The following is a 12,168-nucleotide window of genomic DNA, read 5'->3' as shown; positions in this document are numbered from 1 at the left end:
TCACCCCAGATGGCAAAAAAGCGGTTTCTGCTTCATCTGACAACACCCTGAAATTGTGGGATTTAGATACAGAAAAAGAACTTTCTACTTTGACGGGTCATAACTCCTCGGTAAATGCAGTAGCTATCACCCCAGATGGGTTAAAAGCGGTTTCTGCTTCTGGTGACAACACCCTGAAATTGTGGGATTTAGATACAGGGAAAGAACTTTCTACTTTGAGGGGTCATAACTCCTCGGTAAATGCAGTAGCTATCACCCCAGATGGCAAAAAAGCCCTTTCTGCTTCTCATGACAAAACCCTGAAGTTATTGGATTTAGATACAGGAAAAAAACTTTCTACTTTGAGGGGTCATAACCACTCGGTAACAGCAGTAGCTATCACCCCAGATGGCAAAAAAGCCGTTTCTGCTTCTTATGACTACACCCTGAAGTTGTGGGATTTAGAAACAGGGTCAGAACTTTCTACGTTTATAGGAGATAGTTCTATGTTTTGCTGTACAGTTTCCTTTGATGGTTTAACCATTGTCGCAGGAGATAGTTCAGGAAGGATTCATTTTTTACGCTTAGAATGTGGAGATTTTCAGTAAACAGTTATCGGTTTAAAGAGTAAATTAGTTATGGACATCAACAAATTAGTTCAAGAGAAACGAGAACAAATTATTATCATTGCTGCTCAACATGGGGCAAATAATGTCCGCATTTTTGGTTCAGTTGCACGGGGAGAAGCAGATGAAAACAACGATATTGATTGCCGAGGGTGCAAGCCGGAGGGCGCAAGCATTGCGCCCCTACAAGCGGAAAAATTGGGACGTAGGGGCGTATAGCATACGCCCTCTCTCCCTCTTTTTGGGATAGTGTAATTGTTGCTGCTGCCTTATTTGCTGATGCTAATATTCTTTATTCTGAAGATATGCAAAATGGTCTAATTATTTCAGATAAATTACAAATCATTAACCCTTTTAGTTAAAACAGAAAACAATGTCTCAAATAAAAACAATTAATCATACTAGAGGACATTCCGAATATTTTAAATCAATCATTACCGAAAAAAGTCGTAATTTTGTTGGTCGTGATTTTGTCTTTTCTGCTATTAATAACTTTATCCAAGAATATGATAGAGGTTATTTCACTATTATTGGGGAACCAGGAATAGGTAAAAGTTCTATTGTTGCTCAATATACCAACAAAAATGATAATGTTGTTTATTATAATTTTGATCCCCCCCAACCCCCCTTAGTAAGGGGGGAGGATATTGTGGGTAAACTTCCCTTAGTAAAGAGTGAGAATAATGAAATAGGAGATTATGAAAACTTCTTAGAAATAGTCAACTATCAATTAATCGAAATTTTAGCTAGTTTAGACAACAATAAACTTGAAAATGAATTAGATGATAACAGTAATTTATTCTCATTATTACTACAAAAAATTAGTGATAAATTACCCCAAAAACAATCATTAGTCATCATTATCGATAGTTGTCATAAACTTGATTTAAACCAATACAAAAGAGGCGCAAATCTTCTTTGTTTACCCCGCTATCTCCCCCAAAACATCTATTTTATTCTTACTCGTCGTCCATTTCCCCGCGATAAATCAAGTTTATTAATTGAAACACCAGCACAAACATTAGACTTATCAATTTACCCAGAACAAAACCAATTAGACATACAAACATATCTCAAACAACATTTAGAAAACTATCCTCATGATCAACAATTATTGACTAAAATTGATGCCAGTGAAACTAATTTTATGTATGTTAGTGAAATCCTAAAACAGCCAAAGTTACCCCAGGAAACCCTACCCCAAAATCTACATAAATATTATCAAGAACATTTAAACAAAATGACCATAAGTATTGACAAATGGCCAACAATTAGCCCGCAAATTCTACAATTTTTATTACAACAAGAATCATCAGTTTCATTAGAAATAATTTCAGAAACATTAGACGAAGATCAGTATGATATTCAGATTGTTTTAGAGCAATGGCGGGAATTTTTCCATGTAGAAACAATAGAAGAACAAAGTTACTATAGATTGTATCATCCTAGTTTTTCTAATTGGTTAAAGCAACAATTAACTTAAATCAATCTAAATAATTAAACTTTCTTAGAGTTTATTGCTTCATTAACACCAATATGAGTTAAGATAAATTAGATAAATCCATATTTAGCCAGGGATAAATATTATGGAAAGTAACCGATCCCTTACTCAACCAAAACCCCCATTAACCACCCAAGAAATAGGAGCCGTAAATATTCGCGGTGTCGATCACTATTATGAGTGGATAAGACAACCAGCAACCATACAGAAACCTGTTATGGTATTTGTTCATGGTTGGGGAGGATCTGCGAGATATTGGCGCAGTACCGCAACATTTTTGAGTGATAATTATGATTGTTTATTGTATGATTTACGAGGTTTTGGACGCTCTAAATTACCAGAAAATCCATTAAAATTAAGCTATGAATTAGAAGAATATGCAGAAGATTTAAAAGAGTTGTTAGAAGCCTTAAAAATCGACAAATTCTATCTCCATAGTCACTCAATGGGTGCATCTGTTGGGGCTTTATTTGCTACGATGTACCCCGAAAAAATAGAACGATTAATTCTCACTTGTAACGGAATTTTTGAATATGATAAAAATGCTTTCGCTGCTTTTCATAAGTTTGGTGGTTATGTAGTTAAATTTCGTTATAATTGGTTCTTAAAATTTCCTTTTGCTGATCGCTTATTTATGGCGAGGTTTCTACATCGTCCCATTGAAAAACAGGAAAGAATGGCTTTTTTAGAGGATTTTATTTTAGCAGATTATGAAGCCGCTTTAGGAACAATTTATACATCAGTTAGTTTGAAAGCAGTGGAAATTATGCCTCAAATATTTGCAGAAATCTCTGTCCCAACCTTGTTAATAGCAGGGGAAAAAGACATTATTATTCCCGCAGCAATGGGGCGTATGGCAGCTAGTTTAAATGATAATATTGAATATGTAGAAATTGAGAAAACGGCTCATTTTCCCATGTTAGAAGCCCCAGAAATTTACTTGACAAAAGTTCGAGAATTTGTTAATCAATAGATGACATAAATGAGTAAATATTATGTTAACCACCATTAAAAATTTACCTGCGCTGACAATTACATCAGACAATTTTCAAGCTTATGGGCAGTTGATTACGTCTTCAAAAGATGGTAAACTTTATGATCAAACAGATGCAAAATTAAACCTAAAAAATGGTATTCCTCGCTTTTATATTATGCAACTAAAAAAACGAGGTAGACAGTTTGATCGTATTACTCGTCATTGTCAATGTACCCAATGTTTAGGAGCATTAGAAGGGAAAGAATGGTTAATGGCCGTTGCACCTCCCAGTGAGCAAAATTACCCTGATTTGACACAATTAAAAGCCTTTAAAATTCCTGGAAATTGCTTTATTAAATTAAATGTGGGAACTTGGCACGCAGGCCCCTATTTTGATCATGATGAAGTTGATTTTTATAACTTAGAATTAAGTGATACGAATGTTGTTGATCATTTTACTTATAACTTTTTAAAAGAAGATAATTTAACCTTTGAAATTGTTACCTAATCTTGATTTTATGACTAACTCTTTTTCCACAACAAAACTTAATGAAGCTTTAGGCAAACAGCGTCTAAAATTAGAAGAAGAACGTCAATCTTTGTTTGAAAAAACTCAACAATGGCTCAATGAATTTGCCGAAAAATATGGCATTTAAAAAGCCTATATTTTTGGTTCTGTGACTCATCCAGGAAAATTTCATCAACAATCAGATATTGATCTTGCTGTTGAACAAATTAACTCCGAAGATTATTTTTCTGCTATTAGTTTATTATCTACTTATTTAGGTCGAGATGTTGATATTGTTATACTCAATAAATTTCACTTTGCCCCTCGTATTCTTCAAACAGGAATTTTATGGATGAAAACACTTTAATTATTATTAAAACTGATATTAATTATCAATGAATAATGAATAATTATTCATTATTCATTGGTGAACGAATATGAGCAGTTAAAAATCAATCTTGACAAAGCCATTAAATTGCTACCAAATTTAGAAAAAGATCTAGAAAATTTTCTGCACAATATTTCTAATCTAGAGTAAGATAAACCCCTTTCTATCGTCTTCTTTCTTGTAACTTACGATAGACATCTTTTAGGGGGACATGATGATAGGATAAAGCCACTAAAGTATGATAGAATAAATCAGCAACTTCTGAGGCGATCGCTTCTTTGTCATCATCCTTACAAGCCATGACTACCTCAGCAGATTCTTCCCCAATTTTTTTGAGTATTTTATTATCTCCACCCGCTAATAATGTGCGAGTATAAGAACCCTCAACCGGATGATCTCGACGCTCACAAATCACCTCATAAACCCCTGATAAAGCATCCGCAGGAGGTGCAACTTTTTGGGAATCTTCTAATTGATGAAAACAGCTTCTTTCCCCTGTATGACAAGCAATATCCCCTACTTGTTCGATGGTAATTAATAACGCATCACTATCACAATCATAACGAATTGCCTTGACCTTTTGAATATGGCCAGAGGTGGCCCCTTTATGCCATAATTCCTGACGAGAACGACTCCAATACCAAGTTTCTCCCGTCTCTAAGGTTTTTTTGAGAGATTCTCGATTCATCCAGGCCATCATCAAGACGGTGCCATCCAAATAATCTTGGGCGATCGCTGGCACTAATCCCTGTTCATTATAGCGGATTTTATCTAGGGGAATCGCATCAGTAAAATTAAAATCAGGGGAGAGAGAAGACATGGATTAACTCCAGAAAATCGCTGTTTATCTATTAATATGATACTTTTTAAACCCTCATTCTCAGTCACTTCTTAAGTTTTTCTTTAAGGAATATGTACATTTACTAAGTTTCTTAAATTTTCTCAAAACTTGTTCATTAATCAAGAGATAATGAGGGTAGAAGATTTAACAGAATTAAGGGTGGTGAGGAAGACCTTGATTTAAAGGTTTTGCCTATTAATTTTAGCATGAATTTAATCGAAAATCAAAAGTTTAAGAGAAGGAAAGATTATGAAAGAGATCGCCGGAATTGTTCTATTAGCGTCTTTGTTAGTCATGCCAATGGCCAAAGCAGAAAATCCCACTCATTTACAACAATTAAAAGATACCAATGCTTGTGTTGGTTGTGACTTACAAGATGCGGATCTACAGAACCTAAATTTAGAGAGAGTTAACCTAGAAAACGCCAACTTAATTAATACCAAACTACAGGGGGTTAATTTGAGTGGTGCCAACTTAAAAGGTGCCAATCTTGTGAATGCTGATCTGGATGGCGTTATTTTAAGTAATGCCAATTTAGAAGGGGCGCAAATGAGAGGAGTTTTGATGAAAAAGGCTAACTTAGAAGGAGCAAATCTCCGGGGGGCAGACTTAACCCTTCATGATGGAGAAAGAGCTAATTTAGAAGGGGCAAATCTCAAAAATTCTGATTTAACTGGGGCTTATTTACGAGGTATTAAACTTAAAGAAGCCAACCTTCAAGGAGCCAATCTTTCCGCCACAGATTTCTCCCTAGATTATCCCAATAATACCACAGCAAAAATGGCTTTAAATATAGCTACAGCACCCATTCCGTTAATTTATCCTGGGGCAGTTTTAGGGTTAATTGGTGAGTTTGTTATTCCTGAAGTTTCTGCCCTCCATGCTGATGTGAGTTATGCCAATCTTGAGGGTGCAAACTTACAAAATGCTAACCTACAAGACATTAATTTGGAAGAAGCAAACTTACAAGATGCCAACTTGCAAAATGCTAACCTACACTTTGCCTATTTGGTTAATACGAATCTCAGTAATGCCGATTTAACCGCAGCAAAACTAACAGAAATTAACATGGGAGGGGCCAACTTAAGTAATGCTAACTTACAAGAGGCTAATCTCAATTCATCCTATTTAGTTGGTGCTAATTTTAGTAATGCTAATTTAACCTCGGCACAATTGACAGAAATTGATATGCAAAAGGTAGATTTCAACCATGCTAATTTACAAGGGGCGATGCTAGTTGATTCTAACTTGAATCAGGCTAATCTATGTGGTGCTATCATGCCCGATGGTTCCACTTCTCAGGTGGGATGTACTGCAATCAATCTAATTGACTAAATTATCCAGTTTTGGGGCAAGCATGGGGACATTGCCCCTATTATAGCTGGGATCTTAGTTGAGTTTGACTGCCTGTCTTTTGACGGGGTGTTGCCCTTATTAGTACAATTATTACCTTAAGAAACCTTGTCTAATAGCGAGTCATGGTGTCAAAATTGGAACCCCAGAAATTCATTGAGATTCAATCCACCGGAGAATGTAGCAAGCAGAAAAGAAAGCTCATTTCTATCGGCATTACCCCCACAGGGATTATTTCTATTGGTATTGCCCCCATGGGCATTATTGCCATTGGGGTTGTTCCCATGGGGGTGATTTCCTTTGGAGCAGTGGCCATGGGAACGGTAGCTACGGGTATTGTAACGATGGGAATTGCTGCCTTTGGGGTAGAAACCATGTCCTTATTCAATTTAGGGAGATGGCAAGTGGGGCCCGTTGAAATTAAGTCCGAACCCCATAATCATCAAAATCACCTTCAACCCACAGTAGAAGATAATCAACATAATTTACACGAATCTCATCATTAAGTCACAAAATTCTTCATAATAGTAGAAGAAGCGCAAGCATCTCAATGGGATGCCATTAATCGATGGGGAATCTTAGATATTATCTTAGTTTTGGTTGTTTACTGGCAGCCGCATTTTTGGGCAATTATTACAGTTTTTCTTTATTTTTTGACATAAAGTTTATTTTTGGTAGTATTGCGGTTTTAATTGTTATTTATTATTACGGAATTTTTGGGGGAACCCTCGCGGCCCTGATTAGTGGTGGCGTTACTTTTTATCTCTGGGGTCATCCTTATGCGATGGTGGTAATCATTTTAGAAGCTTTATTTATCGCCCTTTTATCCCGTCGCTATAACAATTTTGTCTTACTAGATGGCATTTTTTGGGTAGTAATTGGAATGCCCTTGGTTGGGTTATTTTATGGGTTATTTTTGCCCACTACAGTATCAGCAACCTGGGTAATTATTTTAAAACAAGGACTTAATGGAATTATTAATGCACTTGTTGCTCAATTAATGATTACTTACATTCCTCTTGACAGAATTATTGGTAAACGTAAGTTAACTCGTCAATTATCGTTTCAACAAACTATATTTAATCTCTTATTGGCATTTATTCTATTTCCTAGCTTAATTATAACAGTTATCCAAGGCAATCAAATTCTTAAATCCATTGAATCTGAGATTAATATAGAAATACAAACTGTCATTAATCCAATCACTAAGAATGTGGAAAGATGGTATCAATCTAATCTCAATGCTTTGCAATCTTTAGCTCAATATGCCTCTACTTCTGACAATCAAAATAACCTAGCTTTAATTCAAAATTCTTTCTCTGATTTTGATGAAATTTATCAGACGAATGACCAGGGAATTATCACTAATGCTTATCCTAATCGTGAAAAAATTGGTCGTTCTTTATTCAGTTTAAATATTCTTGATCAAGGGCAATGGAATCAAATAAAAAAGCAACAGAAACCATGGCTATATGAACTCCACAAAAATCAGTATTCTGATTTACATTATTTGACAATTCAAGTGCCAATAATTGAAGCTGAGCAAAATCGTTTTAGCGGAATTATTCATGGTCATCTAACCTTAAAAGAATTACAAAAATCAATCGAAATTAAGCTAGAAAAAATTATCATTGAAACTATTTTAGTTGATCAAAATAATGCAATAATTACTAATAGTCCAGACAATTTTAAAACCGGAGAAATTTTTAATTGGCAAGCAGGAGGGGAGATTCATAAAATTCAAAATGATCTGATGCAATGGCTACCAATTAAGCCAGGAAAACCCCTGATGAGTCGTTGGAAAGAGTCCTATTATATTAAAGAAATTGATTTAAAGAATAATCTTCCTTGGAAGTTAATTATTCGGGTGCCTAGTGAACCATATTTGCTTCAATTACAAGCTCTTTATATCAAAAATTTGGCGATTATGCTAATTGTTTCATTAGTAGGATTATCCCTTTCTTATGGCATTAGTCGCGCCTTAACATCGCCACTTTTAACCTTAGCTCAAACAACCAGTAATTTACCAAATAAGATTTTAAATCAGTCAGAAAATGATAGTTTTACTGAAATACAAGATGAGAATTTTATTAAGACAAGAATATCTGAAATAACGCTTATTGGCGACAATTTTCAAGCAATGACTAAAGTTTTAAAACAGCAGTTTTATGAGATTAAAACAGCCAAAGAAACCTTGGAGAAACGAGTTGAAGAAAGAACAAAAGAATTACAGGAACTCAATCAAAATCTTTCCTTAAAAGTTGTTGAAAAACAACAAATAGAAGAAGAATTGAGAGAAAATGAAAGACGCTATGATTTAGCAGTTTCTGGCACAAATGATGGTATTTGGGATTGGGATTTGCGTAATAATACTGTTTATTATTCTCCGGTTTGGATGAAAATTTTAGGCCATGAAAATCAACCCTTACCCCATCTTTTATCTACTTGGTCAGATCAGGCACATCCTGATGATCTTGATCGTACTTATCAAGATATTAATAATCATTTAGAAGGACAAACAGAAGTGTATGAAAACATTCATCGTCTTCGCCATAAAAATGGTCAGTATCTTTGGATAGAAGCCAAAGGAAAATGTCTACGAGATCAACTGGGAATGCCTTACCGTTTAGTGGGAACAATTACTAATATTACTGAGAAAAAACAAGCAGAAGAAGAACTAAAAGCAGCCAAAGAAACCGCAGAAATTGCCAATAAAGCCAAGAGTGAATTTTTGGCTAATATGAGTCATGAAATTCGCACTCCTATGAATGCAATTCTCGGATTTTGTGACCTACTTATGGGGATAATTAATGAGCAACGCCCTCGTTCTTATCTTGATTCTATTGCCTCAAGCGGCAAAGTCTTACTCGCCTTAATCAATGATATTCTTGACCTTTCTAAAATTGAGTCGGGAAAATTACAAATTAATAAAGAACCCATTGATTTACGAGGATTAATTACAGAAATACAGCAAATTTTTTCAGAGACTGCTGCTCAGAAAAAATTAAATTTATGGGTCAAGATTAATGGTCAGGTTCCTGATGTTATTATTTTTGATGAAGTGAGACTGAGGCAAATTCTTTTTAATGTGGTTGGTAATGCTTTGAAATTTACTGAAAAAGGTTATGTTAAAATTGAGGTAACAGGCGAATCATTAGGCAGTGATCAAACCACTAATCCTAATTATTTGTTGTTAAAAATTGCCATAGAAGATACCGGAATTGGCATCGCTTCAGAACAACAAGAACTGGTGTTTGATGTCTTTACCCAAAGCGAAGGACAAAGTACCCGAAAATATGGGGGGACGGGGCTAGGATTAACTATTACCAGACGCTTAACCGAAATTTTAGGAGGAAGAATTGAATTAAAAAGTGAATTAGAAAAAGGCAGTATATTTACCCTGATTTTTCCTCAAGTTTCTCTAGGAGAAATAAGAGATATTTGTCCGGTTAAAGAGCAAGTTAATGTCAATTTTAATCAATTATTACCAGCCACAATTTTAGTAGTTGATGATGTAGCTTCTAACCGAGACTTAATTATCGGGTATTTCCAAGAAACCCATCATACAATTTTACTGGCAAATGATGGACAAGAAGCTCTTGAGAAGGCCCGTCAATATCATCCTGATTTGATTTTAATGGACTTAAGAATGCCTAATATGGATGGATATGAAGCGAGTAAAATCATCAAAAATGATCCCACTACTCAAGCTATTCCTATTATGATTTTAACTGCTTCTTCTCAAGAAAAAGAACAAGAAATATTAGAAACTTTATGTCAAGGATTTTTGTCTAAACCCATTAGTCGCGCTCAATTATTATCTGCTATAGAGAAAATTTTACCCACTGATCCAAATCAACCAATGACAACTTTATTAGTAGAAAAAGAAAAACCTTTACTATCAGAAAATAAACCCGCACCCCCGGAATTATTAGAAAAGCTACGTCAAGAAGAAGAAACCATTTGGAATAAACTCCATCAGACTATGATTATGAAAGATTTGCGCCAATTTGCTCAACGTTTGCGACAATGGGGAGAGGAGTATCAATGTCTCTCTCTTATAGACTATGCTACTCGTCTCGAAATACAAATTCAAGAATTTGATAGCGAGAATTTATCTAATACCGTAGAAAGCTTTCCTCAAATGTGGCGATCGCTTTAATTAACTTCAATTAATTATCTTTTATTTCCCTTACTTCCTATTAAGAATTATGAAACCTCTCAAACCTTTTCAACCCGAAGACTTTTTAATACTGGTGGTTGATGATCTGCGTAAAAATTTACAATTATTAATCGAAATTCTCGATCAATCTGGTTATGGGACTACCTTTGCTTTGACAGGTACTCAAGCTTTAGAAAGAGTAAAAATAGCTAAACCTGATTTAATTTTACTAGATTTAATGATGCCAGAAATGAACGGTTTAGAAGTTTGTAAAATGATCAAAAGCAATGAAATAACCCAAGATATTCCGATTATTTTTCTGACAGCAAGTAATGAAGATACTCATCTATTACAAGCCTTTGAATGTGGGGCCGTAGATTATGTAACGAAACCCTTTAAGTCCCCCGAACTTTTGGCCAGAGTTAAAACACATTTGGAATTAAAACGCACCAAAGATGAACTAAAAAACGCCTATGAAGAAATGAAAATAATCGCCTCTACCGATGAGTTAACAGGTATTGCTAACCGTCGGACTATCTTTAACATTGGACAACAGGAATTTGAACGTAGTAAACGATATCAGGCTCATTTCTCTTTACTAATGATTGACATTGATTATTTCAAAAAAATCAATGATAGTTATGGTCATGATATTGGAGATGAAGCCCTAAAAATGGTAGTTAATACTACCTTACAATATTTGCGTAAAGTTGATTGTTTAGGTAGGCTAGAAACAGAAGATGAACCCTCAGAAAATTTGGGACACTTAGGCCGACTAGGTGGGGAAGAATTTGTGGCCATTCTACCAGAAACCCCCCTCGAAGGAGCAATATTAGCCGCCGAGCGAGTTTGTCATGCGGTTTCTCAACAAAGTTTGCAAATTCAGGATGAAACCATTACAATTACAGTGAGTATTGGGGTGTCTACTTTTAGTCAGAATGATGTCAGAATTGATGATGTCCTCAAACGGGCCGATTTAGCTCTCTATCAAGCCAAAGCAAAAGGTCGTAATCAAGTCTCTGTTATTCACAATCAATGATAAAATTTCTCTCACTGCTAATAATTAGCTTACTCTTAGGGGTGAAAAACTCGGCGGTTGTCGCTGCTAATTTAGAGGAAATTCAGAAACGAGGTAAACTAATTGTTGCCGTTAAAGATAATGTTCGTCCCTTGGGTTTTGTTGATGAAAATAACAAGTTACAAGGATTAGAAATCGATCTCGCTCGACAATTAGCTCAAGAAATATTAGGCGATCCTCAAGCAATTATTTTACAACCTGTGAGCAACCAAGCACGATTACAAACAGTGATTGATGGTGAGGTTGATTTAGCGATCGCCAGAATAACAATTAATGATGCTCGCGCTCGCTTAGTTAATTTTAGCCCCTATTATTATCTTGATGGGACGGGAATTATTACCAATAATTATCAAATTCGTTCCTTATCCCATTTATCTCGTGCTAAAATTGCTGTTCTTAATGTGTCTAATACCATTGCTATCATGAGGAGTGAACTTCCTCAAGCGCAACTGATTGGGGTTAATTCTTATCAAGAAGCCCTGACTTTATTAGAAACAGGAAAAGTTGATGCTTTTGCGGCAGATAATAGTATTTTAGCGGGATGGGCCCAGGAATATCCCCAATATTATCAATTACCCCTGCGTCTATCAGGAGAAGCATTAGGGGTGGTGATGCCCAAGGGTTTGCAGTATGCTAGTCTACGGGGTCGTGTTAATCAAGCCATTACTAGCTGGAAACGCTCTGGATGGCTGGAAGAACGCGCACAATATTGGGGACTGCCCTGGTATTAGAAATTACAACTTGAGATGTTAACTA

General features: G+C 35.5%; 11 protein-coding genes and 3 pseudogenes. 13 read left to right on the top strand and 1 reads right to left on the bottom strand.

Features of this window, described 5'->3' with window-relative positions; all coding sequences use genetic code 11:
* The 8 genes and pseudogenes from VB691_RS06505 to VB691_RS06470 form a co-directional block, all read left to right on the top strand.
* Positions 1-587: pseudogene (locus VB691_RS06505) on the top strand (WD40 repeat domain-containing protein); the annotation flags it as partial.
* Positions 588-617: 30 nt separating this feature from the next.
* Positions 618-749 (top strand): annotated as a pseudogene (locus VB691_RS06500) (nucleotidyltransferase family protein); the annotation flags it as partial.
* 92 nt (positions 750-841) lie between these two features.
* Positions 842-967 (top strand): annotated as a pseudogene (locus VB691_RS06495) (PIN domain nuclease); the annotation flags it as partial.
* 11 nt (positions 968-978) lie between these two features.
* A complete protein-coding gene (locus VB691_RS06490; RefSeq protein ID WP_323290657.1) occupies positions 979-2,088 on the top strand; it encodes an ATP-binding protein in 1,110 nt (369 codons plus the stop codon).
* Between the two features lie 103 nt (positions 2,089-2,191).
* Positions 2,192-3,079 (top strand): alpha/beta hydrolase, encoded by an 888-nt coding sequence (locus VB691_RS06485; RefSeq protein WP_323290656.1) that lies wholly within the window; start codon positions 2,192-2,194, stop codon positions 3,077-3,079.
* Between the two features lie 22 nt (positions 3,080-3,101).
* Positions 3,102-3,590: an ureidoglycolate lyase gene (locus VB691_RS06480; protein ID WP_323290655.1), complete on the top strand. Its 489-nt coding sequence runs from the start codon at positions 3,102-3,104 to the stop codon at positions 3,588-3,590.
* 10 nt (positions 3,591-3,600) lie between these two features.
* Positions 3,601-3,738 (top strand): hypothetical protein, encoded by a 138-nt coding sequence (locus VB691_RS06475; RefSeq protein ID WP_323290654.1) that lies wholly within the window; start codon positions 3,601-3,603, stop codon positions 3,736-3,738.
* Between the two features lie 9 nt (positions 3,739-3,747).
* Entirely contained in the window at positions 3,748-3,957 is a 210-nt protein-coding gene (locus VB691_RS06470; RefSeq protein ID WP_323290671.1) for a nucleotidyltransferase domain-containing protein, read from the top strand.
* 184 nt (positions 3,958-4,141) lie between these two features.
* Here VB691_RS06470 and hisIE read toward each other — a convergent pair whose 3' ends face one another.
* Positions 4,142-4,798 carry a bifunctional phosphoribosyl-AMP cyclohydrolase/phosphoribosyl-ATP diphosphatase HisIE gene (gene hisIE, locus VB691_RS06465; RefSeq protein ID WP_323290653.1) on the bottom strand — a complete coding sequence of 219 codons (657 nt, stop codon included), beginning with the start codon at positions 4,796-4,798 and terminating at the stop codon, positions 4,142-4,144.
* A gap of 270 nt (positions 4,799-5,068) precedes the next feature.
* On the opposite strand from hisIE, the gene VB691_RS06460 reads away from it, so the two are divergent.
* The 5 genes from VB691_RS06460 (at position 5,069) to VB691_RS06440 (ending at position 12,143) form a co-directional block, all read left to right on the top strand.
* Positions 5,069-6,154: a pentapeptide repeat-containing protein gene (locus VB691_RS06460; protein ID WP_323290652.1), complete on the top strand. Its 1,086-nt coding sequence runs from the start codon at positions 5,069-5,071 to the stop codon at positions 6,152-6,154.
* 143 nt (positions 6,155-6,297) lie between these two features.
* Complete coding sequence (locus VB691_RS06455; RefSeq protein WP_323290651.1) at positions 6,298-6,678, top strand: hypothetical protein; 381 nt, start codon at positions 6,298-6,300, stop codon at positions 6,676-6,678.
* Between the two features lie 62 nt (positions 6,679-6,740).
* Positions 6,741-10,334 carry a response regulator gene (locus VB691_RS06450; protein ID WP_323290650.1) on the top strand — a complete coding sequence of 1,198 codons (3,594 nt, stop codon included), beginning with the start codon at positions 6,741-6,743 and terminating at the stop codon, positions 10,332-10,334.
* A gap of 49 nt (positions 10,335-10,383) precedes the next feature.
* Entirely contained in the window at positions 10,384-11,373 is a 990-nt protein-coding gene (locus VB691_RS06445; RefSeq protein WP_323290649.1) for a diguanylate cyclase, read from the top strand.
* Positions 11,370-12,143: a transporter substrate-binding domain-containing protein gene (locus tag VB691_RS06440; protein ID WP_323290648.1), complete on the top strand. Its 774-nt coding sequence runs from the start codon at positions 11,370-11,372 to the stop codon at positions 12,141-12,143. Before VB691_RS06445 ends, VB691_RS06440 begins: the two co-directional genes overlap by 4 nt.
* The last annotated feature ends 25 nt before the right edge of the window (positions 12,144-12,168 follow it).

This window comes from Crocosphaera sp. XPORK-15E (genome assembly GCF_034931425.1).
GTDB lineage: Bacteria > Cyanobacteriota > Cyanobacteriia > Cyanobacteriales > Microcystaceae > UHCC-0190.
Note: the sequence above shows the minus strand (reverse complement) of the source record. Positions and strands in the feature narration are given on the sequence as shown.